We start from the raw sequence: 26329 nt of genomic DNA on the forward strand, positions 1-26329 counted from the left end.
TCAGTACCTCACTCGGGGGTCGATGAGCGCGGCAATGATGTCCACGATGAAGTTGGTGACCGCGACGATGACGGCCAGGAGAACCACGATGCCCTGGACGGCCACGAAGTCGCGCGCGTTCAAGTACTGCACCAGCTGGTACCCCAGCCCTTTCCATTCGAACGTCGTCTCCGTCAGGATGGCACCGCCCAGCATGAGGGCGATCTGGAGTCCCATGACAGTAATGATGGGGATGAGTGCGGGCTTGTAGGCGTGCTTGGTGACCAGCCGGAACTCGCTGACACCGCGGGAACGGCCCGCCTCGACGTAGTCCTTGCCCAGTGTGCCAATGACATTGGTCCGCACCAGTCGAAGAAAGACCCCCGCAGTGAGCAGGCCAAGGGCGACGGCAGGGAGCACAGCATGGGAGGCAACGTCACCAAAGGCCGTGAAGTTGCCGCTGCGCAGTGCGTCCAGCCAGTAAATTCCCGACGGCGCCGCCAGGTTGCTCATGGTCAATTCAGTGCGCGTGGACGCGCGCCCCGCTACGGGGAACCAACCGAGCCACACGGAAAAGGTCAGCTTCAACAGGAGTCCCGAGAAGAACACGGGTGTTGCATAACAGAGAATCGCAAAGAGCCTCAGGAAAGCATCGGAGGCCTTGTCACGATGCTGCGCGGCCACCATGCCCAGCGGGATGCCTACCGCAAGCGCCACGATCAGTGCGTTGATGCTCAGCTCCAGGGTTGCGGCTCCGAAGGTGAACAACACCTCCACCACCGGCCGGCGGTCCGTGATGGTGGTGCCGAAGTTGCCAGTGAGCAATTGGCCAAGGTATTCGAAGTACTGGACCAGGACTGGCCGGTCATAGCCGGCGTCGTGGATCCGCTGCGCCAGGACATCAGGCGGAAGGCGTCCGCCTTGGGCTGCGGTGATGGGGTCACCGATGACCCGCATCAGGAAGAAGACCAGGGTCACCAGGATGAAGACCGTGGGGATGATCAGGAAGAACCTGACCACGATGTATCTCCCAAGCCCTCCCCCGGACTTGGTCTTGCTTTTCGGAGCGACGATGCCGGGTTCGGCGTCGGGCACATCTATGAGAGTTGTCATGTGTTACCTGTGTTTCCTGCCCGTGGATTGCGCGGGACTGGCTCGTGCGTACTGACGACGATGAGTCAGCAAAGGAGGCGGGACACCTGATGGGTGTCCCGCCCTCTTTGGTCTTGGAGGAGTGGTTACTTGGAAATGGTTCCGAGACGGAACTTGAAGGAAGCATCCAGCGTCTTGTCGACGCCGTTCACGCCGCTTCCTGCGATGGCCACCTGCGCGCCCTGGAGCAGAGGCAGGGTGGAAATATCCTTGGCCAGGGCATTCTGGACATCCTGGATGTCCTTTTCACGCTTGGACTTGTCCGACTCGGTCAGCTGCTTGCTGATGAGCTCGTTGACGGTGGCGTTGTTGTAGTGGTTCTTGAGGAAGCCGCCCTCGGGGAAAAACGGGGTCAGGTAGTTGTCCGCGTCGCTGAAGTCCGGGAACCAGCCGAACTGGAACAGCGGGTATTCGTCGGCGCGGCTGGCCTTGCTGTAGGTGACCCACTCGGTGGACTGCAGGTTGACCGTGAAGAGACCGGACTTCTCAAGTTGCTCCTTGATCATGGCGTACTCGTCGCCGGAGGAGCTGCCGTAGTGGTCCGGGTTGTACTGCAGGTTCAACGCAACCTTGTCCATGATTCCCGCGTCGGTGAGGACCTTCTTGGCCTTGTCCAGGCTTGGCTTGCCGTTGTCGCCATAGGCGTCCTTGAACGACTCGTTGGCGCCGAGGAAGCCATTCGGAACGTTCGAGTACAACGGCAGGTATGTGCCCTTGTAGACCTGGTCCGCAATCGCCTGCCGGTCCACGAGGTTGGCGATGGCCTGGCGTACTGCCGTGGCCTTCGCGGGGTCAGCCCCGGCCGCCTTCGTTCCGAACGGCATTGTGTCGAAGTTGAAGGTGATGTAGCGGATCTCGCCGCCCGGGCCAGTGAGGACCTTGACCTTGGAATCCTTCTTGAGGTCGTCGACGTCGGTCGCGGTAAGGCTGCGGAAGGCGACGTCGATGTTGCCCTGCTGGATGTCCAGCTTCAGGTTGGTAGTGCTCGCGTAGTACTTGATGGTCGCTTCGTCATTGGCCGGCTTGCCAAGGACGCCCTGGTAGTCAGGGAACGCCTTGAAGCTGACCAGCTCGTTCTTCTTGTAGCTGTCAATGGTGTACTGGCCGTAGAACGCCTTGGCCTTGATGATGTCGTCGTCCGAAAGGAGCTTGTCCGCCGGGAAGACTTCGTCGTCAACGATCGGCGCAGCGGGGCTGCTGAGGATCTGGGAGAACGTCTGGTCGTTGGCCTGCTTGAGCTTGAACACGACGGTGGTGGCATCCGGCGCCGTCACGCTCTCGATGTTCGTCAGCAGCGATGCGGGACCTGCGGGATCGTTGATGGCCACTTGGCGATCGAAGGAGAACTTTACGTCCTTTGAGTCGAGGGTGTGCCCGTTGGCCCACTTCAGGTTTGGCTTGAGCTTGACGGTGTACTCGGTGGGTGCCGTGAACGACGACGATTCCGCCAGGTCCGGCACCGGCTCGGCCCCGCCCGGCTTGGAATTCAGCAGGAAGGAGTAGATCTGGTTCATCACCATGAATGAACCGTTGTCGTAGGACCCCGCGGGGTCAAGGGCAGTGACTTTGTCGGTGGTGCCGTAGGCGACGGGTCCGGCAGCAGCCGGCGCGGAGGAGCTCCCGCCGCCCGAGGGCCCGGTGCATGCCGTCAACGCCAGTGCGGAAACGCCCGCGAGCGCGATAACGCCGTGCAGGGCCTTCTTCTTCAGTGCCATCTGGTGAACCTTCTGTTCGATGGATTCGGCGCGCCGCCGTCGGATATTTGTGACGGCGCACACATTTGATTCCACGATTCAATCAGACTTCGACGGTGCGGAACCCCCGATACGGGGATTCGAGACACAAAATTTACCAACTAGTAGCTTCCGCCGATCGTTATAGCCCATTGCCCGCGCCCCTGCCCCGGAATATCTTTAGTGTCGAGTTGGCAAGCGCTGTGCCACGGCATGAATGGGCCACGTGGACAGTATCCGGGCGGTGGTTTGCGGGGCCGCCACGATGGGGAATGCAGCACCGAGTCCGAAGGACAGCCACATGAGCAAGTCAGCCCTTTGCGTAGGGATCAACAAATTCAAGTTCCTGCCTCAATCCAGCTGGCTCCAGGGCTGCGTCAACGACGCAGAAGACCTGTCCACGCTCCTGGCTGAGAAGTACGGTTTCGCAGCGTCTGACATCACCGTGCTCAGAGACGCCAAGGCCACCAAGAAGGCGGTCATGGCAGGACTCAGCAAACTTGTTGAGGCGGCCACGACCGGAGAGGCAGACCATTTGGTCTTCACCTTCTCCAGCCATGGAACCCAGATTCCGGACACCAACGGCGATGAGGCCGATCGGCTGGACGAGGCATTCGCCTGCTACGACATCAACAACACCGGGGACGCGTGGGATCCTGCCACCGTCATCGCCGATGACGAATTGGCGGACGTGTTCGCCAGCCTGCCCGACGGCATCCGCATGGATGTTGTCCTTGATACCTGCCACAGCGGCACCGGCCTGAAATCGCTGGACCTGGTTCCTGGACGCCGACCCCGATTCCTCCCGGCGCCCACGCCCCGGGCCGTCATTGCCACTGAGTTCAACGATTCGCGCACGTTGCGGGACATGGTCAAGTCAGCCAAGCTGTCCAAACCCGTGCTGATGGCGGCCTGCCGTTCGGACCAGACTGCCGCCGATGCCTTGATCGACGGGCGTTACAACGGCGCCTTCACCTACCACTTCGTCAAATCCCTGAGGAGCGACGCCACGCTTGGCCGCGCAGAGATCCTCAAGCTCGTCAGCAAGGGCCTCAAGGCCGGCAACTTCGATCAAGTCGCCCAGTTGGAAGGCACGACGGCGGCACGCAAGGCCGCGTGGGGCAGCTGACGGCGGCCCGTCCCGGCTCGGGGCTCAGTCCCCCGTGCCGTGGAACTTGTTCCGCACTCCCGACGATGCGGCTTCCTCGGCGTCCCGTTGCACATCGGATCGGAATTGGAGCGTTTGCCTGTCCCGATCCATCACAGGTTTGAGGGCGGCGTAAACGAGCCTCCCACCGGCGTCGAACCTCAAAAGGCCGCCACCACGGATGTCCACGTAATCCCGGCGCGTCTTCAACCCCAGGCGAACATAAGCCTCCCGCCGGCTCATCCGCACTGTCTGGATGAAGGAGGCACCGATCTCGGAGATGATGAAACCGTCCGGCGAAACCCGTTCGGAGGTCCGCACCCGCGTTGAGCTCAAAGGCGTCCGGCGTTCCAGCCGCGCGGCATCGAGCAGCCGCGGGTTCTCCCACACGAACCGCTGGACTTCCTGCGGATCAGAGCCAAGGGCCGACAGCCGGATCGGGTATCGCAGGCCCTGGTAGTTGTCCACTCCGCTGATGTTGTTCAGGGACACCCTTCGAACGCCGATCGCCGAGAACTCGGCCTGCAGCGTCTCCCGGTACCCGTGCGGATCTTCCGGGACCATGTCCAGGTCCGCGGCTATGATTCCGCGAAGGAGGTCGCGCCAGCCAACGTCCACAGGCGGCATGTACGACAGGCCACGGATCACCATGCGCAGGACCCGGGTTGCCACGATGGATCCCGATTCGGCTTTCTGCTGCAGGCTTTGGTTGTCGCCGAATCGGGCGTTCCGTTCGGACCAGAGCTTGTGGACAGCACGAAGGACCGCGCCCACCACCACGGCCCCGCGTGCGTGCGGCTCCTCCAACTCCTGCCAGTCCTCGGGAACCGCCCCCACGAAGGGTTCCCGCAACGGACCGCGGGCGAAGAGGTCCCGGGCGAAGTCGAACAGCGAGCGCTGCAGCACGGCGTCGTCCACCACCTGCCCTGCTTCAAACCCGCCGGCCGCTGCTTCCAGTTGCCGGTACACCACTTCCCAGGACGAAAACACCTGCAGTATGGCCACCAGATCCGCGAGTGCTTCGTGGAGGGCAAGTTGTTCGATGGTGGCGAGCTGGTCCGCCCAGGCCGGCCGGAATCCGTCCAGGATGGCGTGGGTGACTTCGTGGGCCACGATGTCCCGGAACAATGCCGTGGGAACCTTGTACCCCATGCGGTCCACTGATCCGAAGCGGATGATATTGGTGCCGCGCTCGTAGCCGGTGTCCGTCGCAGTCACCAGGTCCCTGGCCTCGGCGGCGGTTCGGAAACAAGCTGCCACGGATCGCCGTGGCTGGTCAGGGTCACTGGAGACACAGTGGTACCCCGCCACTTCCTAATGTGCACCGCATAACGGTGGCCGGTAGGGCCGCGCCGGAGCCGCTCCACCGGAATACGGACCTGCGCGGTCAACGGTGGCCCGCCGTCGGTCCCAAGGGGCCCTTCGGCCAGAACAGTCACCGAGACCATCTGCCCGGCCTTGATGTCTCCCGGGCTCTTCTTTGGAAATGCCACAGTCATCGCCGTCCCGAATGCGGACCCCACAACACCGCAGCGGTTCAGCTGCTTAGGCCAGTATGCGGGTCCCGCCATACGGAGGCAATGATCTAGAGGGCTGCCCTCTGCAGCGACCGGGCCGCGTCAATGGTCGCCTGGCCGAGCACCCTGCTGCCTTGGTACAGGACCACGGTCTGCCCGGGGGCGACGCCCCTGAGGGAATCCTCCAAGGTGACTACCAGCCCGGCCCGCTCCACGCCGTCCCCGTCCGCCACCTTCTCAACCCGGGCAGTGGCGGGAACGGGGTCGCCGTGTGCCCGCACCTGGGCGTAGCAATCGAAATCGACGCCCGTGGACACTTCCGCAATGGGCAGGCCCGCCCACGAAACCTTGATGCCGCGGATTTCGTCGATGGCGAGCAACGCCTCCGGACCCACCACCACCTTGTTTTCCTTGGGTCGGATTTCCAACACGAAGCGGGGCTTGCCATCGGCGGCGGGGCGCCCGAGCTTGAGCCCGCGACGCTGGCCAACCGTGAAGGCGTTCGCGCCGGGGTGTTCGCCTACCTTCGTGCCAGTCTCATCGACGATGTCGCCGGTGGTCATCTCGATCTTCTCGGCCAACCAGCCCCGGGTGTCGCCGTCGGAAATGAAGCAAATATCGTGGCTGTCCGGCTTGTTGGCAACCGACAGGCCGCGACGCTCCGCTTCCGCGCGGACTTCGGCCTTGGAGGGGGTGTCCGCCAGCGGGAACATGGAGTGCTTGAGCTGTTCGTGGGTCAGGACACCGAGGACATAGCTCTGGTCCTTGGCCCAGTCGGCGGCGCGGTGAAGTTCGCGGTTGCCGTCCGCGTCCTCGATCACCTTGGCGTAATGACCCGTGCAGACGGCGTCAAAGCCCAAGGCGATGGCCTTCTCCAGCAAAGCTGCAAACTTGATGCGCTCGTTGCAGCGCATGCAGGGATTGGGCGTTCGTCCGGCCGCGTACTCGTCAATGAAGTCCTGGACGACGTCTTCCTTGAAGCGCTCAGAGAAGTCCCACACGTAGTAAGGGATTCCGAGGACATCGCTGGCACGCCACGCATCCCGGGAGTCCTCAATGGTGCAGCAGCCACGGCTACCGGTTCGGAGCGTTCCTGGCATGCGGGACAGCGCCAGATGCACTCCGACGACGTCGTGTCCGGCCTCAACGGCCCGGGCGGCTGCCACGGCGGAGTCGACTCCGCCGCTCATTGCTGCAAGTACTCGCATGCTGGCTTTCTGTGTGTCATGGATTGCTCCAGGGTTTCCGCCGCCAGTCAGACGGCGCGCCCATCCATTCTAGCCGAACACGCCATGGTGCCCTTAAATTCCCTTGACTGTGGGCGCCGCCACTTCTAAAGTCAAGTTCATCAGTTTTAGAACGAGGCGATGCATATGGCAACGGAACGGATGGTCATAGTGGGCGGCGGGCTCGCCGGAGCCACTGCGGCCAAGACCCTGCGCACCGAAGGCTTCGAAGGTCCCGTCACTCTGGTGGCCGCTGAAGGCAGGATTCCCTACCTGCGCCCACCCCTGTCCAAGGAATTCCTCCTCGGGAAGGCGGAGGACGACGCCGTGGACGTGACACCTGGGGACTGGTACGCGGACAACGGTGTTGAGCTCCTCATGGACCACCCGGCAGCAGCGCTCGATGCAGCCGGGCACACAGTAACGCTCATGGACGGGAAAGACATCGAGTACGCCACGCTCCTGTTGGCCACGGGCGCCCAGCCCCGGCATATCCAGCTGCCGGGCAATGAACTTGAAGGCGTGATGACTTTCCGGACGTACCAGGACAGTGTCCGCTTGCGCTCATTGCTGCAAGGAGGCGGACAACGGGTGGTCATGGTTGGCTCCGGATGGATTGGCATGGAGTTGGCGGCCGCAGCGCGGAGTTATGGCAACGAAGTCTCCCTGCTTGGGCTCGAGGACGTGCCGCTCAGCGCTGCCATTGGCGCCCACTTGGGCGCACGGTTCCAAAAAGTCCACGAGGACCACGGTGTCGTATTCCACCTCCCGGCCAGCGCGGCCTCCATCGAGGGCCAGGACGGCCGCGTCTTATCCGTCCGCACCAACACAGGCATCTCCTTGCCCGCAGACATCGTCGTCATCGCCGTCGGCGTCGTTCCTGACACGGCACTCGCCGAGGCCGGAGGCCTTGAACTCCGGAATGGCATCCTGGTTGACGCCTCCCTTCGAAGCAGCGCGCCGGATGTCTTTGCGGCCGGAGACGTGGCGAATTCGCTGCACCCCTTCACTGGTGAGCACCACCGCAGCGAGCACTGGGCCAACGCCTTGAACGGTGGAAAGGTAGCAGCACGGTCCATGCTGGGGCAGGGCGCCGTCCTGGACGCTGTGCCCTATTTCTATACGGACCAGTTCAGCCTGAGCATGGAATATTCGGGGTTTCCCTCACTTGCCGCCGACGTGGACCCTGTGATCCGGGGCTCCCTTGAGGACGAAAGCTACATTGCTTTCTGGCTAAGGGACAGAGGGCAAGGAGCCCAGCAGGTGGTGGCCGGCATGAGCGTCAACCAGCGGCGGGTGCAGAAGCCCATCAAGGCCCTGATTTCCGGCAGGCATCGCGTCGATGTCCATCGTCTGACCGATCCGGGCATCCCTTTGGAGGAATTCCTGCCTGGCGCCTAGTTTGCGCAATTCAGCGACCCGGGTTGCGGGCTTCCGTAGCGGCCGTCTGGATTCTCGATTCGTGCCCCGCCATGCCCGCTTGGCGCGCCCTCGCACAGGCTTCGGGAAGCGCCTTCAGCAGGGCGTCAACATCCGCTTCGGTGGACGCGTGGCCCAGCGTGAAGCGCTGCGCACCCCGTGCCTCATCTTCCTCCAGGCCCATGGCCAGGAGGACGTGGGATGGCCGGGGCACTCCCGCCGTGCATGCGGAGCCCGTGGAGGATTCCACGCCGGCCAGGTCCAAAAGGAACAACAGGGAATCGCCCTCGCACCCCGGGAAGGTGAAATGGGCATTCCCGGGGAGCCTGCCCTCGCCTCGCGCACCGCGAAGGACGGCCTCCGGGACCACTTCTCCAACGCCTGCGATCAACCGGTCGCGAAGGCCGGACAGCCGCTCAGACTCCGCGGCAAGGTTCCGCACCGCGCCGGCGGCAGCGGCCGCGAAGGCAGCTATGGCAGGTGTGTCCAGCGTTCCGGACCGGACGTCCCGCTCCTGTCCCCCGCCGTGTTGGACCGGGGTCAACGTCACGGCGCGTCCAAGGAAGAGCGCGCCAACACCCACAGGGCCGCCGATCTTATGCCCTGACACGGACATTGCTGCCAGCCCGGACGCACGGAAATCCACTGGCAAGGAGCCGAAGGCCTGCACGGCATCGCTGTGCACCGGAACCCCATACGGCGCGGCCAACCCGACGATTTCCGCGACGGGCTGGACACTGCCTACTTCGTTGTTCGCCCACATGACAGTAATCAGGGCAACCGATTCCGGATCCCGGCTCAGCTCATGTTCCACGGCTTCCACATGGACGATGCCTTCACCGTCGACGGGCAGCCACACCACCTCGGCGCCTTCGTGGCGTTCGAGCCATTCCACGGTGTCCAGGACAGCATGGTGCTCGACGGCGGAACACAGGATCCGTCGGCGGCGCGGGTCCGCGTCATGCCGGGCCCAGTAGAGGCCCTTGACGGCAAGGTTGTCCGCCTCAGTGCCGCCCGAGGTGAAGATGACCTCGGATGGGTGGGCGCCCGCGGCCGCAGCCAGCGTTTCGCGGGCGTCCTCGACGGTTCGGCGTGCGCGCCGTCCCGCGCCGTGCAGCGAGGAGGGGTTGCCGGTCCGCGCCAATTCGCGGGTCATGACAGCAAGCGCTTCGGCCGACATGCTGGTGGTTGCGGCGTGGTCAAGGTATACGGGCACCCTGCAATTCTACCGACGCTGCGCCCTCAAGCCCGGGCAGGAGCCTCGGCATTGGCGATGCGGGCGCAGCAATGGCCCGGACCTTCATCCGGCACCACGCAGTCCGGGTCCTGTCCCGAGGCCGCAGCAGCACCCTTCAGGAAAGCCCCGTTCATGGTGCACACCACGTCCTGGTGGTTCCTCGAAAGCCGGTGGAACGGACAGTTCAGGAGACGGTACCCACCCTGATCCTCCGTGGGCTGGTATCCGATGTCTGTCAACGCGACAAGGAAATCACCCTGCCGGCCGGCCTCGCCACCTTTGCGTCGGGCAACCGCCAAGAGGGCTTCCTTGACTGGAGTCCCTTCGTTGACGGATTCCGAAACGGCAGAGGCCAGGACATCCCCGGCCAGGTCATAGTGACGTTCCGGGATCGATGCGCTGACTTCGTCCATGGCAGCGAGGTAGAACTTCCCGGGCCTGCCCGAGCCGGGCCCGGCTCTGCCCGGGGCCTTCCGGAACTCGACCTTCAGCACACCTTCCTCCACCAAGCGGTCCAGGTGGAAGGACGCCGTGCTGCGGGGAAGGGCCATGGCCTCAGCCGCCTCATCCCGCCCCACCGCACCGCCGGCATCCAGGACATAGGCATACAGTGCCCGGCGGTTGCCGTCATCCAGCGCCGCAATGGCGGCGATTCTCCTGCTCCACGAAGGACCCGTCGTGCCCACGGGAACAGGATATCTCTAAAAACAAATCTCATTGATTATTTGAAGGGCTGCTTTCAGCAGCCGTCAGGACGGCGGAACGATGACCACCTGGGCTTGGACGTCTGCCTTCGCCTTGGCCAGGGCGGACGCATCCGGGCAGGCAATCGAGACATACACAGAGGACGCGGTGCCGCTGAACAGCCTGGCCATCACCGAGGCAGGTTTTCCTCCGGCGGTCGACGCCGACTCCAAGGCCAGCAATTCCACGGAGCGCTGGGGTTTTTCTGAGTCCTGCCCCCAGCGCAGGGTGGCCGCCTTCAGCTTTTCCGGATCGATCCCGGCGTCGAGGTACTGGAACAGTACCTTGGTGGAGGCAACATCGTCTCCGGGAACCACCAATGGACCCTGGTTGACCGTGATCCTGGCCAGCGCAACGCAGCCATCGGCTTTCGCGTAACGGTTCTCACCCTGCAGCCCCGCGTGGACCACCGACCATCCCGGAACCTCCTCAAGCCTGCTGGCATACGTGACCGGTTCTCCCGGCACCAGTGTTCCGCCAGCGACGAGGGGAAGGTCCTTGGCCGCCACGGCGGCTGCATCGTGGCCAGGGGTGATGGTGGGCGTGGACAGGGTGGACCCAGCCGGTGAAGGCTTCGGAGCCGCAGGATCAGGTACGTTGACGCTGCATCCGGCCATCAGCAGACCGGTGGTTGCCACCGCCCCCAAGGCGAGCAGCCGCCGTCGAACGTTCTGTACCACCATTGCTCCTCACTCGCCGTCCCTGCCCGATCTGAGTCTACCGACGCGCTAGGCCAGGACACGCAATCCTCCCGGAACCACCTCAACCTCGACAGGCAGCTCCGCAATCCGCTCTCCATCGGCATAGGCGCTGACCCCGGTGGCCTCGAGCCGCACGCGCTTGGCACGTTGAATCTCTACCGCCGGATGTCCTGTGTGCCGGCCAGTAAAGACTTTGGGGAAGACCGCCAGGAAGGCCAATCGGGATAGCGGCTTGACCACGAAGAGGTCCAGTTCGCCGTCATCAGGAGCTGCGTCCGGAGTAATCCTCATGCCACCTCCGATCGATTGCCCGTTGGCAACGGACATCAACATGGCGCGCTGGTGCCACTGCCGGCCGTCCGCCGTGACCACATAGTCGATGGGCCGGAAGGAAGCCAGTTCCCGGATCATGGCCAGGTTGTACCGGTTCCTGCCGCGGGGCCAGCGCCAGGAGTTGGCCCGTTCGTTCACGGCGGCATCAAAGCCTGCGGAAAGCACCCCGGCAAAATACGCGACCCCGGAGGCAGACGTGGTCCGTGCCAGGTCAATCCGGCGACCACCCGCGCCCAACGCGTCAAGCACTACGCGACACGCCGCCGCGATGTCTTCGAGGGGCAGTCCCAGCGACCTGGCGACGTCGTTGCCGGTCCCAGCCGGGACGATGCCCAGGGGAACGTCGGTTCCGGCGAGCGCGTTCACGGCGAGATTGACCATGCCGTCCCCACCCACCACGACAAGGGCTTCGATGCCCGCATCGACCGCTTGGTTCACTCGCTTCCGCAGGGTTTCAAAGCTGACGTCCTGGAGCACGACGACGTCGGTACCGGCGGCGCGGAAAAAGGCGGCGGCCTGGTCCCCGGCGTTCGGGAGGCGGCCGAATGAAGCAGCCGGGTTGATGGCGAGGGCAAGCTTTCCGGGCCTGCGGCTGTTGGGCGGGGCCGGAGTGTTCACAGCAGGAATTATGCCAGCCGGGAACCACTGGGCCCCTTGCCAACGTTCATGGAGTGGCTGGATAAACTGGCACGTACCGCCCTCCCGGGGCGGACAACCGAACCTAGAGAAGGGCCCGTGCTTGGCCGAGGGCAGCAGTTCGCACTATCAAGTCCTTCGTGTGCCCGTCACTGCGACAGACAAAGAAATCAAGGTGGCCTACCGCAAGGCCGCGAGGAAGGCCCACCCCGATCACGGCGGCGAGGCTGAAGCGTTCCGTCGGGTGACCTTGGCCTACGAGACCCTGATCGATCCGAGGCGCCGGGCGGAATACGACCGCCGGTATGCAGCCGGGGCAACCGGAGGCTCCGTCCCCGGCCATGACGCAGGTCCCGGCGATCGCGGGCCGGCCACTGCCGCGGGTGTCAGGCGCCCCCAGCAGCAGCGCAACACCGCCGGCGACCCCGCCGTATACGTGCCACCGTTCGATGACCCCCATGACGTTCCCCTCATTTCCAAGGCGGAAGCCGCTTTGCAGGTCCATGGGATTCCCCGCAAACGCGGCATCTTTGGCGCGGAGGCCCGGATCCAGCGCGAACTGCGCACCGTGCAGCTCATTTCGCGGCAGGTCCTGTCGGCCATTCCGGCAGCACGCTTGGTGAACGGCCTGCGTTCCCCCTCGGATAACAGCCACATAGACCACGCCGTACTGTCCGGATACCGGCTTGCACTGGTCGGATCCATGCTGCTGCCCAAGGGTGCCTACGCCTGGAACGGCCATTCATTGCGCCATGGCGGCAGGACCATCGCGCCGCCGCAGCTTGGCCACATAGTCCGGCAGATGCAGGACATCTTTCCCGAATTGAACGTTACGGGGTGGGTTGTCCTGCACAGCCCTGACGGCAACCTGCACGAGCCAGTGATCGACCACTATGGGAAAGCCCCGGAGTCCGGCATTGAAGTGGTCAACGGCGCGGGCCTGGCCCGGGGCCTCAAGCAGTTCCTCAGTTCCGGTCCGGCGCCGAACACGGTGGTGGTACCTGTGCTGGCACGATTGTTGCGTGGCATGCATCAGTAACCCGCACCACCCGATTGCACGCCCCGGACTGGATAGGATGGACCAGTGTTCCGTATCCTCTTCCACACCCCAGAAATTCCAGGCAATACCGGCAATGCCATCCGCCTCGCGGCCATCACCGGCGCCGAACTGCACCTGGTGGAGCCACTCGGCTTCGACTTCTCCGATGCCAAGCTGCGCCGCGCAGGCTTGGACTACCACGACCTCGCTGTGGTCACGGTCCACAAGGATATCGACGCCGCCTGGGACGCCCTTCAGCCGGACCGGGTCTTTGCCTTCACATCGGACGGCGAAACGTCCTATACGGACATCGAGTACCGCGAAGGCGATGTGCTGATGTTCGGGCCTGAGTCCGTGGGCCTCCCGGCCTGGCTGAAGCAGGATCCGCATGTCACCGCACGGGTGCGGCTGCCGATGCTTCCTTCGCTTCGCTCGCTCAACCTTGCCAACGCAGCCTCCATCGCGGTCTTCGAGGCATGGCGCCAGAACGGCTTCGCCGGGGCCAAAATCTAACCCATCCATGCGGGCCGCCGCGCCGAATAACGGGTGCAGGAGAATTCCGGCCAAGGATTGCGGATGAGGAGCCCAAGTGAGTCTGTTGGAGAGACAGGTGGCTGTGGTGGTCAACCGCACGACTTTGCCCACCACGCCGGAGGGCCGTCCTGCCGCTTTCAAAGCCGACCACATATGCTGGACAGTAATGGACACCCCCAACACCCCCGGCCCCCCGGTCTTCGAGGCCGCTGGGCCCGCAACCGACCTGAACTCGCAGTTGTCAGGCCTCCTTGAGCTGATCGCTGCCGGAGACCAGCAAGCCTTCGCGGAGTTTTACCGGCTGACCTCCAGGCGGGTTTTCGGCATGGCGAGGCGGGTGCTGATCGATCCCGAACTGAGCGAAGACGCAACCCAGGAAGTCTTCATGCAGGTCTGGCAAGGCGCCGCGAAGTTCGACCGCGGCGCAGGAACACCGTTGGCTTGGTTGATGACCATTGCACACCGCCGGGCCATCGACCGCGTCCGTGCCGTGCAGGCAGCCACGGACAGGGAAGCGCGCTACGGCGCTTCCAGCCAGGATCCCGACCGCGACGTGGTAGCCGAAGAAGCCGGAACCAACCTCGAAGCCGAGGCCGTGGGCCGCTGCTTGGGAACGTTGACCGAAACCCAGCAGGAGTCTGTCCGACTGGCCTACTACGGCGGCCTCACCTACCGCGAGGTTGCCGAACGGCTCGGCGCAGCCGTGCCCACCATCAAGTCGCGGATCCGGGACGGCCTCCTGCGCCTCAAGACGTGCTTGGGGGTGGGCTGAGATGAGTGAAAACACCGGTGGAGGATTTATCCGCAAAATGTTCGCGAACGACATCGCAACCGACCTTGCCGAGGGCCGGGTCCTCGAACTTGCCGAAATTTACGCCTTGGACGCCTTGACCGAGGAAGAGCGTGTCCTGATCGACGATTACGTCAGGGACGCACCCGAGGGTCCGGAGTTCCGGGAGAGAGTTCGCCAGGCACACGAAACGCTGGCCGTCAGCTTTGCACCGGAGGAAGAGCCCCCCGCCGCCTTGTTCGATTCCATCATGGACAAGATCGCGCAGTCCTCAACCGCAGCGCCGTCCACTGCGGAGCCTGTTGCTCCGTCCGCCGGAGAGCCGTCCGGAGGTGCGGCCGTCGCCGATCTCGCCAGTGCGCGGCTCAAGCGTAAGGAACGCCGCGGGATGGCAGGAGCGCGGGCATGGATCGTCGGCGCTGCCGCCGCGGCCGCGATCGCGGTGGCAGGCGTCGGCGTCGGCGCCCATGTTTCTGCACAGAACGATCCCATCAACCAGGTCCTGCAGGCACAGGACGTCCAGAAGAAGACTGCGGACGTTCCCGGAGGCGGCACCGCCACGATCTCCGCTTCCTCGGCAAAGGACTCGTTCGTGGTGCTCATGAACGGTGTGTCTCCTGCCCCGAGTGGCAAGGTCTATCAGTTGTGGACCCTACCGAAGGATGGTTCCGCGCCGGTTTCGCAGGGCACCATGGATGCCGAAAGCCTTTCAAAGCCTGCCGTTGTGAAGGGATTGTCATCGGCCTCATCGGTAGCCATCACGGTTGAGCCCACGGGCGGATCCAAGGAGCCCACCTCCGCTCCTGTCGTGGTGGTTCCCTTGGGCGCCGCCTGAGTCCACCCGCGTTAAAGCCCGACGGCGGCCGTCCCACCCACGGGACGGCCGCCGTCGTACTCTGCGTTGCGAAGGGCGTCGCTACAAAACGAGCGACAACAGCATCACGAAGCCGAAACCCACAACAGAGATCAGGGTCTCCATCACGGACCAGGTCTTGAAGGTTTGACCAACCGTCAGGCCGAAGAGTTCCTTGACCAGCCAGAAGCCGGCGTCGTTCACGTGGGACAGGAACAGCGAGCCGGCACCGATCGCCAAAGCCAACAAGGCCGCATGCGTAGGACTAAGGCTGCCTGCAAGGGGCGCCACGATTCCGGCGGCGGTCACGGTGGCCACTGTTGCCGATCCTGTGGCGAGGCGGAGCGCCACTGCGACGATGAAGCCCAGGACCAACACGGACATATTGGCGCCTTCGGCCCATTTCTTGACGGCGTCCCCCACGCCCGCGCCGATCAGGGTCTGCTTGAAACCACCACCTGCACCCACGATCAGGAGGATGGCCGCGATCGGTCCCAGGCTGTCGCCAAGCTTGGCAGTGATCTTGCTGCCCGTGAAACCCACCGCGTACCCGAAGGTGACGATTGCCGCCAGCACGGCCAGCGTCATGGCAACAAGGGGCTGGCCCACGAAGTCGAAGAAGATCCTGATGGCCGGTGCAGTGGCAGCATCCGGCCAGATGATGCCGCCCAAGGCCTTCAACAGCATGAGGACCACAGGGAAGATGATGGTCAGCAGCGTCACAAGGAACGATGGCTGCCGTTTGACGTCACTGAGGTCGGCACTGTGCTGGGTGTCGATGCCGCCGGCGACAGCGGGCGCGTCCACAGGTACCCATCGGGCAGCCAACCGGGAGAACAACGGACCACAAATGATCACCGTGGGGATCGCCACCAGGATGCCCAGGGCCAGGGTGGTCCCCAATTCGGCCTTCACGGCACTGATCGCGATCAGGGGTCCCGGGTGCGGCGGCACGAGTCCATGCAGCACCGACAGGCCGGCCAGGGCGGGGATGGCGATGCGCATCAGCTTCATCTGTGAACGCTGCGTCACCAGCACGATCACCGGGAGGAGGAGCACCAGGCCGATCTCGAAGAACATGGGCAGGCCGATGATGACCGCAACCAAGGTGATCATCCAGACCAGCTTGTTGCCGCTCGCCTTGGCGATGAGCGTGTCCACCACGCGGTTCGCTCCCCCGGAGTCGGCCAGGAGCTTGCCGAGCATCGCGCCCAAGGCAATCAGGAGCCCCACTTCCTTGAGGACCCCGCCCACGCCGTCTTCGAAGTTGGTGATGACCTTTCCGAGCTCAACGCCGGAGGCAAGGCCAACGAAGGCCGAACCCAGCACCAAGGCCAGGAAGGGGTGCAGTTTCAGTTTCGCGATCAGGACGACGATGAGCGCAATTCCCAGGGCCGCCACCACCAGGAGCTGTGTGTCGTGGCCGGTCCATCCCTGGACCTCTGCGGGCACCAGCGTTGCCGTCTTCAGCCCAATCACAGGGCAGTCGATTCGGTGCCCTTGGCGGCGGGCAGAAGCCTCAGCCGTTCGATCACTTCCTCCGCTTCCTCAGCGGGCGACGCCGAGACACACAAGGAGATGTAGCTCTCCTCCTCGGTGGGCTCTTCGAGAGCCTCAAACTGGGATTCCAGGAGCGACGGCGGCATGAAATGGCCGTGGCGGGAGGCCAGGCGGTCCGAGATCTTGTCTTTGCTGCCTTGGAGGAACACAAACACGACGCCTTCTCCGCGAAGCACGTCGCGGTACTTCTTCTTCAGGGCCGAGCACGTAATGATCGCCGGCGTTCCGCTTTCCGTGCGCTTCCGGATCCATGCGGCAATGATCTCGAGCCAAGGCCAACGGTCCTCGTCCGTGAGTGCCTGTCCGGAGTGCATCTTGGCTACGTTTGCCTCGGGGTGGAGATCGTCACCTTCGGCAAGGTCCCATCCGAGCTTTCCCGCCAGGACGCCGGCAACGGTTGATTTTCCCGAGCCGGAAACTCCCATGATCACAAGGACCGGCTGCTGTGCAGTCTTCGCCATCAAAGTCTGCCTTCCTCAAATAAATATGATTTAACCGAGGTCAAGCATATGGCAGGGGTTACAGGAGGGCAATACTAGAAGCCTGCGATGGTGGTGGAACCGTTGATCGCCACCACGTGGAACCGCTCCGCGCTCCGTCCTTCCGGAAGCCCTGCACGTTGTCCGTTGGCCAGCAGGTTTCCACGGACCACGCGCTCCATCCCCTCGATGTCCGGGTGCTGGCTCGCATGGATCCTGATGGCGTCCAGCTTGGCGTCAACGTGTTCCGTGATGTCTACTGCGTGATTCTCGAGGGCCTCCGGGCTGGAGATGAACCACAGCCACGGCAGCTTGAAAGCCCCCAGTCCGGCCTCTGCGAGTTCGGGGTAGGCGAAGGGGTTTTCCACGGCCGGGTAGACGGCGCGGGTCACGGCCTCTCCCGCTGCAAGGTGGTCCGGGTGGCTCTTCTGGATCCGGTCCCAGTTCCTTTCCGGATGCATGGTCAGCACAATATCCGGACGGATCTCGCGGATCAGCTTGACCACTTGCTTGATGACCTCGTGGGTGGGTTCCAGGTAGCCGTCACGTTCGTGGAGGTAGTGGATGTCATGCACGCCCACCAGCGCGGCCGCACGCTGCTGTTCTTCGGCCCGGAGCTCGATGATTCTTTCCCGGTCCACCGGATCGAAGCCACCGGCGTCGCCGTCGGTCATGATGCAGTAGCTGACCTGGACTCCCGCGGCAGTCCACGCAGCGATAGTCCCTGCCGCTCCAAAATCGATGTCGTCAGGATGGGCAGTAAAACAAAGCACCCGCTCAACACGCTCCGTGGAGGTGTTGAACGGGCTCTGTGCTGACGAAACGCCAGAAGTCAAAGGATCAGCCTTTCCGCTTCTTGATCTCGGCCGTAGCCTGCGGCAAGACCTTGAAGAGGTCCCCGATAATGCCGAAGTCCGCTATTTCGAACACGGGAGACTCGGCATCCTTGTTGACGGCAACAATGACCTTGGACGTCTGCATGCCGGCCTTTTGCTGGATGGCACCGGAAATGCCAGCCGAAATGTAAAGCTGCGGCGAGACCGTCACACCGGTCTGGCCTACCTGCGCGTCGTGGCCGATCCAGCCCGCATCCGTCGCTGCGCGGGAAGCGCCGACTGCGGCGCCGAGCGCATCAGCCAACTCTTCGACAGGACCGAAGTCGCCGTCAACGCCTCGGCCGCCGGCCACCACGATGCGGGCTTCGCTCAATTCCGGGCGTCCGCTGACAGGCTTGTCCGACCGCGACGAGATCCGTGCAGAACCTGCCGCAGCGTCGCCAGGTACCTCCACCGTGGCCGTGGCGGGCGTTGCAGCAACGGCAGCCGGCTCGGGTTCAACCGTGTTCGCCTTCACCGAGTACACGGACACAGGCGTGGTCGCCTTCGCCGTGGTGGTGTAGGAGCCTGCGAGGACGGACTTGTGCGCCGTGCCGTCCGCTTCCACGTCCACGACGTCCGTGATGACGCCCGCGCTGAGCTTGATGCCGAGACGGCCGGCAATTTCCTTGGCCTCGGGCGAGTTCTCAAGCAGCACGGCGGTGGCACCGGAGGCTCCCACTGCCGCAGCCAGGTAGGCGGCCTTGGGTCCGGCAAGGTACTCGCCAAGATCGTCCGACGACGGCAGGAAGATCGTGGTGACGCCGTAGGCACCCAAGGCGCCGGCGACGTCGTCGGCCACGTCACCGTTGATGGCGACGGCGGTCTCCCCCAGTTTCCGGGCAAGGGTCAGGAGCTCCAGGCTGCTCTTCTTGAGTGCAGCTCCGGGGTTGTCAATGAATACAAGTGCGTTTGCCATGGTTTGGGGTCCCCTTTAGAGCAGCTTCTGTGCGGCCAGGAAGTCGACCAGCTTGATGCCGGCGTCGCCTTCGTCGGTGATGATGGTTCCGGCGCTCCGCGGCGGGCGTGCCTCAGCCGATTCCACCACCGTCCAGGAACCCGCGGCCCCCACCTGCGAGGCCTCGACGCCGATGTCCGCGAGCGACAGGGAAGCGATCTTCTTCTTCTTGGCGGCCAGGATGCCCTTGAAATTCGGGTACCGCGGCTCGTTGATCTGGTCCGTCACGGACACCACAGCGGGCAGCTGTGCCTCGATGGTCTCCGAGTGGAGCCCGGTATCGCGGCGGGCCACCACGGTGCGGCCGTTCACCTCCAGGCTGGAGGCGAACGTCACCTGGGGCAGGGACAAGCGCTCAGCGAGCTGCGCCGGAACCAGCGACGTCTCGCCGTCCGTGGAAGCCATGCCGGTGAGAACCAGGTCAACGGGCCGGCCGTCCGCGGACAGGTGGCGGATGGCGGCGGCAAGCGCCAGCGACGTGGCGGCCGCGTCTGAGCCCGCCAAGGCCTCGTCGCTCAGGTGGACGCCAGAGAAGGCACCGATTTGAAGCGACTTCTTCACGGCATTCACCGCTCCGGATGGGCCCATGCTCAAGGCAATGACCTCGTTGCCCGCCTTTGCGCCGCCGCGTTCTTCGGCCAGCTGCAGCGCTGCCTCCAGGGCGTACTCGTCAAGTTCGGACAAGATGCTCTCGTCACGATCGGTGGTGTTGCCTGGTCCGGTGATGTGCCGGTCGAACTGCGCGTCCGGGACGTGCTTGACCAGGACCACAATCTTCAATGTGTCTTCCACTGTCTTCGAAGCAGCCTTCCATGCTTGTGGACGGCCAACCTTCAAAGCGTGGCCGTGAAATTGCCCAACACGTGGGCTTCCCCTAGCTAAGCATATTGCCCGCAAAATTCCATGGCGGCGTTAACGCCTGTTTCGTCGCCTTGGGAAGCGCACTGGCCGGTAAAGCACGACGGCGGGCCGCACCTCTTGGGGTGCGGCCCGCCGTCGTTGGTTCGTTCGTGAGATGCGGCTGAATCCGCAGGTGCCCGTTACTGCTGGGCTGCATCCAGGGTGACGTCGACGTCCTGCGACTGTCCGTTCCGGACGATCGTGACCTTCACCTTTGCCCCCGCCGACTGTTCACGCACGGCGGCGGTCAACTGGTTGGGATCGCTGATGGCGTAGTCGCCGAACTTCGTGATCACATCGCCGACCTTGATGCCTGCCTTGGCTGCAGCGGAACCGCTGGTCACGGAAGCAACTTCGGCGCCAACCGAGAAGCCAGAGTCGCTTCCCGTCGAGGACTTGGCCCGGACGGAGACACCGAACTGGCCGTGGCTGGCCTTGCCCGAATCGATGATTTCCTGCGCCACCCTCTTGGCGTGGTTGATCGGGATGCTGAAGCCAACACCGATGTTGCCGCTGGACGACGTGGCTGAGCTGCTGCCAGCCGAAGCAATGGCCACATTGACGCCGATGATTTCACCCTTGCTGTTCACCAAGGCACCACCGGAGTTGCCCGGGTTGATCGCGGCATCGGTCTGGATGACGTTGATGGAAATCGACCCCTCGTTGCTGGTGCTCTGGCTCTGCCCGCCTCCCGGAGGAGCGAACTGGAAGCCCTGGTCACCGCCCTGGGAGTTGTCCGAACCGTCCTTGGGCGCTGCGGAAGACGCCACGCTGATGGTCCTGTTGAGGGTGGAAACGATGCCGTCAGTCACCGTTCCCGTCAGGCCGAGCGGCGCGCCGATGGCCACTGCGGTGTCCCCCACGTTGACCTTGGAAGAGTCGCCCAGAGTGGCAGGAACCAGTCCCGAGGCATCCGAAACCTTGATGACAGCGAGGTCGGACAGGGGGTCGGTGCCCACCACTGTCGCCTTGAGGACCTTGCCGTCGCTGGTACGGACCTCGATGGCTGCATTGGACGTAGCACCGTCCAGCGTGACCACGTGGGTGTTGGTCAGGATGTGGCCTTGGTCGTCAATGATGATGCCGGAGCCCGTGCCACCTTCGTTGCCGCTGGTGGCCTTGATGGTCACCACGCTGGGCGACGCTTTCGCAGCGGCCGCCGTAATGGCGTTGACGTCGTCCTTGTTATTGACGATGACCGTGCTGGACTGTCCGCTGCTCGAAGACGTGGTTGTTGGTTGATCCCACAGCATGTTGCTGCCGGCCACGACGCCGCCGCCCACCAGGCCTGCCGCAAGGATGCTGGCTACCAGGGTGCCCACGCCGAAGACGGGCTTGCGCTTGGTGGCTACCGCTGTGTGCTGGCCGGGAGCCTGGTGCATGCCCTGTCCCTGCTGGGCTCCGTATGGCCCGCCTGGGATGCTGTTGAAATGTGCTTGGCCCTGGGGCCCCGGAGCCTGGCCGCCCTGGGACTGCCCGGGCGTTCCTGGGTTCTGACCGGAACCGTAGAACGGATGGTGCTGTGGATAGTCCGGGCGCTGGCTGCCCCCTTGGTACATGTGACCTGCATAGGGCGGCTGTGGCTGACCCTGGTGCGCCGCGCTCGTATGGGGGTGGGACGCAGCTGGCTCCCCGGACGCCGCATTATGGTTACGATTGGCTTCCTGGCCGCCGTTGGGGTTCGGTTCCGGAGCCTCGGCCTTCGCAGCAGCCGGCGGCTGGAATGCCGGCATCGGCGTGGTGGGCTGGGACCCCGTTCGCTGATCGGAGTTCCAGCCGGGCTGCTGCTGTGTGGGAGTTGCATCCGAAGTGCTGGCGGCAGGATCGCGCGGCTCGTTCGGCTCGCGGTTTTCCGAAGCGGCGCCCTGTGCTGGGTTCTCCGTCATGGGACTTCCTTTCGTTCTCGTCTCCCCTAACTATGGCCCTATTTACTGGAACAATTTCGGACGTTCGCTGGGAGCTTCCTGAAAGCCTGAATGGGTTCGGCGGCGGGCGTCGCTGGGACCTGGATTCCTGCTTCAACGCGCGACCCTTCGGGCTTTCTCCTTCATTTCGCTGGTGGCATATTCACCCCGGTGGACGGGGTATCAGGTGCACCATAGAATCAAGAGGAATTGCCACAGCGACCTGCGGCTTTACACACCATGCGTGGGGGCGCTGAGCATTCTGTGACGATTGGTTCGCCCTGTTCCAGTCGCAGACGTGCTGAAGGGTTGCACATGCGGTCAATAGTGAAACGTGTACTCGCCGTGATTGGCGTGGCTGGAGTGCTGGCCCTCCCGGCCGGCGCGGCGTGGGCCGCTGATCCGGTCACCATACCATCGGGCCAAAACATCGTCGATGATGCCAACGTCCTCGGCAGCCGGAAGGGCGAAGTCCAGGACGCCATCCAGAAGACGCTGAAGGACCACAAGTACAACCTCTATGTGGTGACGGTGAACTCTTTCGAGAACCCGTCGGATCCTGCACAGTGGGGGCAGGCTGTCGCAACGAACAAGAAGATGGGCAAGGCTGACGTTCTCCTGGCTATCTCGACCGCCGGACAATATTACTTTGCGCCCAACTCCGCGAGTTCCATCTACTCCAAGCGGACGAACATCACCCAGAACGCCATCGCAGCGAACCTTGGCGCGGGCAAGAAGGACTATGCCCAGGCTGCCATCGACACCGCGGCCGCCATTGGTGACGCGGCCGGCGGTGGCAGCGGAACCGTGCCGAGCGGCAACGCAGGCGCAGGCGTCCTGGTGGGTGTCGGCGTCGTTGCGGCCGGTGGCGTGGGCACGTACCTGTACCTCCGCAACCGGCGTAAAAAATCCGGCCAGGCCTCCAGCGCCAGTTACGGACCCCAGGGCGAACAGCTCGATCCCCTGGCCGGCCTCAGCATCCCGGAACTCCGGCAGAAGAGCGGCTCTCTGCTCATCGAAGCGGACGATGCCATCAAGTCCAGCGAACAGGAGCTGGGCTTCGCGCAGGCGCAGTACGGCGACGCCGCGATCGGCAACTTCACCAAGGCCCTGCAGGAAGCCAAGGGCCACATGACTGAGTCCTTCAAGCTGCAGCAGCAGCTCGATGACCACATTCCGGACACCGAGGAACAGCAGCGGAGCTGGCTCGGCGAAATCATCCGCCGCTCCGAAGCTGCCCTGGCGTCGCTACGGGACCAGAAGTCCGATTTCGATTCGCTGCGCGAACTGGAAAAGAACGCGCCCCAGGCCCTGGCTGCGGTCACGGAGGGCGCACGTGAGGCAGATGCGAAAATTGCGACTGCGGAACAGTCGCTGGAGACGCTCCGGGCCAAGTATGCCGACTCGGCCGTCGCGCAGGTCTCGGACAACATCATGCAGGCCAAGGAACGCCTGGCCTTCGTGAACAACGCAGCCGCAACAGCGCAGGAGAAGCTTGGCTCGGGCGAGAACAGCCTGGCCGCCGTTGCGGTTCGCGCCGCAGAAGAGAGCCTGCACCAGACCAACGTGCTGATCGACGCCATTTCCAAGACCGCAGGAAGCCTGGACGAGGCCCGCACGTCCTTGGAGAGCGCCGTTGCCGAAACAAGCCAGGACCTGGCCCAGGCGCGGGCCATGATCCAGTCCGGCCAGCACCCGGAACTTGCCGGACCGGTAGCCGGCGTCGAAGCGGCCTTGGCGCAGGTCAAGACAGAAATCCAAGGCGGCCGGATCGATCCCTTGGCAACGCTCAACCGAGTGGAGACAGCACACCAGGCGTTGGACCAGTCCCTCTCCGGCATTCGGGACCAGGAAGAGCAGGCGCGTCGTGCCCAGGCATCCCTGCAGCAGACCATCATGGCAGCACAGGCACAGATCAGTGCCACATCGGACTACATCACTGCACGCCGCGGAGGGGTGGGGACCGAAGCCAGGACCCGTCTGGCAGAAGCCCAGCGGAACCTCGACTACGCTTTGTCGATCTCACGCAACGATCCTGTGACTGCCCTGACCTACGCCCAGCAGGCACACTCGCTTGCGGCGCAGGCGGCTCAACTGGCTCAGGCGGACGTTGACCACTTTGGCTATGCCGACCAAGGCTACGGCCGGGGCGGCATGTTCGGTGGAGGCGGCGGAGGCGGAGGCCTCGGCGGCGCCATCCTTGGCGGTATCCTCATCAACTCCATCCTTAACGGCGGCCACGGCGGCTGGGGCGGTGGCCACAGCGACGGCGGTGGAGGCGGCGGCTTCTTCGGCGGCGACTCAGGCGGCGGAGGCGACTGGGGCGGTGGCGGAGGAGACTTCGGCGGCGGCGACTCCGGCAGCTTCTAGGCACCACACTGGTTCCGGCCAGCACAAACTAGGTGGGGTTCCCGCCCCATGTAGAAGCGGTACAACAACTGATCACTGATTTCAGTGGGCTCCACTGAGCAGGACGAAAGGCAACACCATGGTTAAGCAGTCCATTTTCGGTCGGATCGCACAACTGGCCAAGGCAAACATCAACTCTTTGCTTGACCAGGCCGAGGACCCGCAGAAGATGCTGGACCAGATGGTCCGCGACTACACGAACAACATTGCCGAGGCCGAGTCAGCCGTTGCCCAGACCATCGGCAACCTGCGAATGCTGCAGGCCGATTACAACGAGGACGTCAAGAACGCCCAGGATTGGGGCAACAAGGCTCTCGCAGCCTCCCGAAAAGCCGATGAGTACCGCGCGGCCGGCGACGCCGCAGACGCACAGAAGTTCGACAACCTGGCGAAGGTTGCCATCCAGCGCCAGATGACGGCTGAATCCGAAGCCAAGGCGGCCGAACCGAGCATCGCTTCCCAGACCGAGGTTGTGGACAAGCTCAAGAGCGGCCTCGACCAAATGAAGAACAAGCTCAACCAACTCACCGCCAAGCGCAACGAGCTTGTGGCCCGCTCCAAGACCGCTGCTGCCCAGTCCCAGGTGCACGACGCCCTCAAGAGCATCGACATCATGGACCCCACCAGCGAGGTTGGCCGTTTCGAAGAAAAGATCCGCCGGGAAGAAGCCAAGGTCCTTGGACAGCAGGAGCTGGCGGCTTCAAGCCTCGACGCCCAGTTCAACCAGCTCGAAGACCTGGGTGAGCAGACGGAAATCGAGGCCCGCCTGGCAGCGCTCAAGTCCGGTGGCAGCAAGCCTGCCCTCGGTGCCGGGGCCCCTGCAGCCTCCGGTGCCACCATCGACGAGGCAGACTTCGACAAGCTCTGACTCCGCAAGTCCCATGCGTATGGCCGGGTTCTGTTGGACCCGGCCATTCGCCGTTTAAAAGGCCTGCGCTGGCCCTCCAACCGACCGCCGGGACTAGCTCGCGGGCACTCCTGCATTGTCCGCCCCGGGGCTTGCTTCCGTGGCAACTTCAGCCCGGATCTCAAACCCCTTGGGATGGAAGTACGTCACGGTACATTCCAGGACTTCGCCATCGGGTCCCAACGTGGTCCGCTCCAGGCGCGGCACCATGGGGAAGCCCCGCACGTTGAGGGCATCAGCAAGGTGCTCAGGGGGTGCATGCATGGTCACGGTGATTTCGGCCCGCTGGAGCGGCTTCAGGGTCCTGTCCTGGATCACCTGGTAGATGGAGTTCTTCTCCGCATCGGCGAGGCTGATGTGGCGGCCAATGTGGGATGGAATGAAGATCTCTGCAATCGCATAGGGCCATCCGGCGCTGGAGTACGATCGGCGAATAACCAGGACCAGGTTGTCGTCGGATACGAGCTTGGCTGGAACGGTCCGGTCCTTTTCCATCCACTTGTATTCGATCAAGCCCTTGACCGTCTTCATTCCGGCAGCCGTAAACGTCTCCATGAAGGGTGCCAGACGGTTCAGCATCCGCACGGGCCGCTGGGCCATGACAAAGGTTCCCTTGCCCTGGCGGCGGACCAACAGGCCCTTTGCCACCAAGGTTTCGATGGCCCTCCGTACGGTGGTCCTGCTGATCCCGTACTGGTCCATCAACGACTCTTCGGTAGGGATGCGCGATCCCGGCTCCAGCCGGCTCACTTGATCTGTCAAAACGTCCGCTACCTGCTGGTACACGGCCACTGGGCTGTCCCTCTGCAGAACCTGGGGTTCGGGTACGGCGTCGTAGTCTTCTTTGACCATGCGGACCTTCCTGGTGTGACATGCCCCGTTGCCGGCGGGAACATGATGCCGGCACCAAGACTGTGCGGATAAAACAAAGGCCCGGACCAGTTAATACTGATCCGGGCCTTTCCCAGTTGCGGGGACAGGATTTGAACCTGTGACCTCTGGGTTATGAGCCCAGCGAGCTACCGAACTGCTCCACCCCGCGTCGCTCAAACAACTTTACCCTATGGCGACTGCGGTTTTGACCACTTCGGCGCCATCGTGCCGCAGATCACGTTTACCATCATTCAGCCCGACGATGTTCGAGGAGCATTCTCCACGCAAACAAAAAGTCCGGATCAGCATGTGCTGATCCGGACTTTTTCTCCAGTTGCGGGGACAGGATTTGAACCTGTGACCTCTGGGTTATGAGCCCAGCGAGCTACCGAACTGCTCCACCCCGCGTCGCAAGAACAACATT

General features: G+C 63.8%; 23 protein-coding genes and 2 tRNA genes. 8 read left to right on the plus strand and 17 right to left on the minus strand.

The annotated features are described in order from the left end of the window. On the minus strand, window positions 1-1092 hold the full coding sequence (locus tag ACIQT2_RS03490; RefSeq protein WP_402943618.1) for an ABC transporter permease: 1092 nt from the start codon (window positions 1090-1092) through the stop codon (window positions 1-3). A 125-nt stretch (window positions 1093-1217) separates the two neighbouring features. Next, on the minus strand, window positions 1218-2846 hold the full coding sequence (locus tag ACIQT2_RS03495; RefSeq protein ID WP_402943621.1) for an ABC transporter substrate-binding protein: 1629 nt from the start codon (window positions 2844-2846) through the stop codon (window positions 1218-1220). 319 nt (window positions 2847-3165) lie between these two features. On the opposite strand from ACIQT2_RS03495, the gene ACIQT2_RS03500 reads away from it, so the two are divergent. Further along, entirely contained in the window at window positions 3166-3993 is an 828-nt protein-coding gene (locus ACIQT2_RS03500) for a caspase domain-containing protein (protein ID WP_402943624.1), read from the plus strand. A gap of 24 nt (window positions 3994-4017) precedes the next feature. On the opposite strand, the gene ACIQT2_RS03505 is transcribed toward ACIQT2_RS03500, so the two are convergent. After that, a complete protein-coding gene (locus ACIQT2_RS03505; RefSeq protein WP_402943627.1) occupies window positions 4018-5271 on the minus strand; it encodes a hypothetical protein in 1254 nt (417 codons plus the stop codon). A 325-nt stretch (window positions 5272-5596) separates the two neighbouring features. After that, a complete protein-coding gene (mnmA, locus tag ACIQT2_RS03510; protein ID WP_402943629.1) occupies window positions 5597-6736 on the minus strand; it encodes a tRNA 2-thiouridine(34) synthase MnmA in 1140 nt (379 codons plus the stop codon). A 165-nt stretch (window positions 6737-6901) separates the two neighbouring features. Between mnmA and ACIQT2_RS03515 the strand changes: the two genes are divergently transcribed. Beyond that, on the plus strand, window positions 6902-8155 hold the full coding sequence (locus tag ACIQT2_RS03515) for an NAD(P)/FAD-dependent oxidoreductase (RefSeq protein ID WP_402943632.1): 1254 nt from the start codon (window positions 6902-6904) through the stop codon (window positions 8153-8155). 10 nt (window positions 8156-8165) lie between these two features. Here the strand turns inward: ACIQT2_RS03515 and ACIQT2_RS03520 are convergent, their stop codons facing one another. The 4 genes from ACIQT2_RS03520 to ACIQT2_RS03535 form a co-directional block, all read right to left on the minus strand. After that, window positions 8166-9389: a cysteine desulfurase family protein gene (locus ACIQT2_RS03520; RefSeq protein WP_402943635.1), complete on the minus strand. Its 1224-nt coding sequence runs from the start codon at window positions 9387-9389 to the stop codon at window positions 8166-8168. A gap of 26 nt (window positions 9390-9415) precedes the next feature. After that, window positions 9416-10096, minus strand: coding sequence for a helix-turn-helix transcriptional regulator (locus tag ACIQT2_RS03525; protein WP_402943638.1), 681 nt, complete (start codon window positions 10094-10096; stop codon window positions 9416-9418). A 63-nt stretch (window positions 10097-10159) separates the two neighbouring features. Continuing rightward, window positions 10160-10837, minus strand: a complete 678-nt coding sequence (locus ACIQT2_RS03530) for a hypothetical protein (protein WP_402943641.1) — start codon at window positions 10835-10837, stop codon at window positions 10160-10162. Between the two features lie 45 nt (window positions 10838-10882). Continuing rightward, on the minus strand, window positions 10883-11806 hold the full coding sequence (locus ACIQT2_RS03535; RefSeq protein WP_402943644.1) for a diacylglycerol/lipid kinase family protein: 924 nt from the start codon (window positions 11804-11806) through the stop codon (window positions 10883-10885). A 121-nt stretch (window positions 11807-11927) separates the two neighbouring features. On the opposite strand from ACIQT2_RS03535, the gene ACIQT2_RS03540 reads away from it, so the two are divergent. The 4 genes from ACIQT2_RS03540 to ACIQT2_RS03555 all read left to right on the plus strand — a co-directional run bounded on the left by ACIQT2_RS03540 (window position 11928) and on the right by ACIQT2_RS03555 (window position 15022). Continuing rightward, a complete protein-coding gene (locus tag ACIQT2_RS03540) occupies window positions 11928-12863 on the plus strand; it encodes a J domain-containing protein (protein ID WP_402943647.1) in 936 nt (311 codons plus the stop codon). Window positions 12864-12908: 45 nt separating this feature from the next. Next, window positions 12909-13376 carry a tRNA (cytidine(34)-2'-O)-methyltransferase gene (locus ACIQT2_RS03545; protein ID WP_397322269.1) on the plus strand — a complete coding sequence of 156 codons (468 nt, stop codon included), beginning with the start codon at window positions 12909-12911 and terminating at the stop codon, window positions 13374-13376. 187 nt (window positions 13377-13563) lie between these two features. Beyond that, window positions 13564-14169: an ECF RNA polymerase sigma factor SigK gene (sigK, locus tag ACIQT2_RS03550; RefSeq protein ID WP_400329794.1), complete on the plus strand. Its 606-nt coding sequence runs from the start codon at window positions 13564-13566 to the stop codon at window positions 14167-14169. Between the two features lies 1 nt (window position 14170). Continuing rightward, entirely contained in the window at window positions 14171-15022 is an 852-nt protein-coding gene (locus ACIQT2_RS03555; RefSeq protein WP_402943650.1) for an anti-sigma factor domain-containing protein, read from the plus strand. 81 nt (window positions 15023-15103) lie between these two features. Here ACIQT2_RS03555 and ACIQT2_RS03560 read toward each other — a convergent pair whose 3' ends face one another. From ACIQT2_RS03560 to ACIQT2_RS03585, 6 genes are all read right to left on the minus strand, one after another. Then, window positions 15104-16519 (minus strand): gluconate:H+ symporter, encoded by a 1416-nt coding sequence (locus tag ACIQT2_RS03560; protein ID WP_400329789.1) that lies wholly within the window; start codon window positions 16517-16519, stop codon window positions 15104-15106. After that, window positions 16516-17061: a gluconokinase gene (locus ACIQT2_RS03565; RefSeq protein WP_402943653.1), complete on the minus strand. Its 546-nt coding sequence runs from the start codon at window positions 17059-17061 to the stop codon at window positions 16516-16518. Before ACIQT2_RS03565 ends, ACIQT2_RS03560 begins: the two co-directional genes overlap by 4 nt. Window positions 17062-17135: 74 nt before the next feature. Beyond that, on the minus strand, window positions 17136-17915 hold the full coding sequence (locus tag ACIQT2_RS03570; protein WP_400329783.1) for a PIG-L deacetylase family protein: 780 nt from the start codon (window positions 17913-17915) through the stop codon (window positions 17136-17138). A 4-nt stretch (window positions 17916-17919) separates the two neighbouring features. Next, entirely contained in the window at window positions 17920-18873 is a 954-nt protein-coding gene (locus ACIQT2_RS03575; protein ID WP_402943656.1) for an electron transfer flavoprotein subunit alpha/FixB family protein, read from the minus strand. A 15-nt stretch (window positions 18874-18888) separates the two neighbouring features. Then, window positions 18889-19704, minus strand: a complete 816-nt coding sequence (locus tag ACIQT2_RS03580) for an electron transfer flavoprotein subunit beta/FixA family protein (protein WP_400329778.1) — start codon at window positions 19702-19704, stop codon at window positions 18889-18891. Between the two features lie 248 nt (window positions 19705-19952). Continuing rightward, window positions 19953-21698 (minus strand): trypsin-like peptidase domain-containing protein, encoded by a 1746-nt coding sequence (locus ACIQT2_RS03585; RefSeq protein ID WP_402943660.1) that lies wholly within the window; start codon window positions 21696-21698, stop codon window positions 19953-19955. 333 nt (window positions 21699-22031) lie between these two features. On the opposite strand from ACIQT2_RS03585, the gene ACIQT2_RS03590 reads away from it, so the two are divergent. Both ACIQT2_RS03590 and ACIQT2_RS03595 read left to right on the plus strand, forming a co-directional pair. Further along, a complete protein-coding gene (locus ACIQT2_RS03590; protein ID WP_402943663.1) occupies window positions 22032-24086 on the plus strand; it encodes a TPM domain-containing protein in 2055 nt (684 codons plus the stop codon). A gap of 118 nt (window positions 24087-24204) precedes the next feature. Further along, complete coding sequence (locus tag ACIQT2_RS03595; protein WP_400269764.1) at window positions 24205-24993, plus strand: PspA/IM30 family protein; 789 nt, start codon at window positions 24205-24207, stop codon at window positions 24991-24993. A gap of 93 nt (window positions 24994-25086) precedes the next feature. On the opposite strand, the gene ACIQT2_RS03600 is transcribed toward ACIQT2_RS03595, so the two are convergent. From ACIQT2_RS03600 to ACIQT2_RS03610, 3 genes are all read right to left on the minus strand, one after another. Beyond that, window positions 25087-25884 carry a GntR family transcriptional regulator gene (locus ACIQT2_RS03600; RefSeq protein ID WP_402943665.1) on the minus strand — a complete coding sequence of 266 codons (798 nt, stop codon included), beginning with the start codon at window positions 25882-25884 and terminating at the stop codon, window positions 25087-25089. Window positions 25885-26000: 116 nt separating this feature from the next. After that, window positions 26001-26074 (minus strand) — tRNA-Met (locus ACIQT2_RS03605). Window positions 26075-26239: 165 nt separating this feature from the next. Then, a tRNA-Met gene (locus ACIQT2_RS03610) sits at window positions 26240-26313 on the minus strand. Window positions 26314-26329: the final 16 nt, after the last annotated feature.

It is taken from the genome of Paenarthrobacter sp. NPDC090522, assembly GCF_044769225.1.
Lineage (GTDB): Bacteria > Actinomycetota > Actinomycetes > Actinomycetales > Micrococcaceae > Arthrobacter.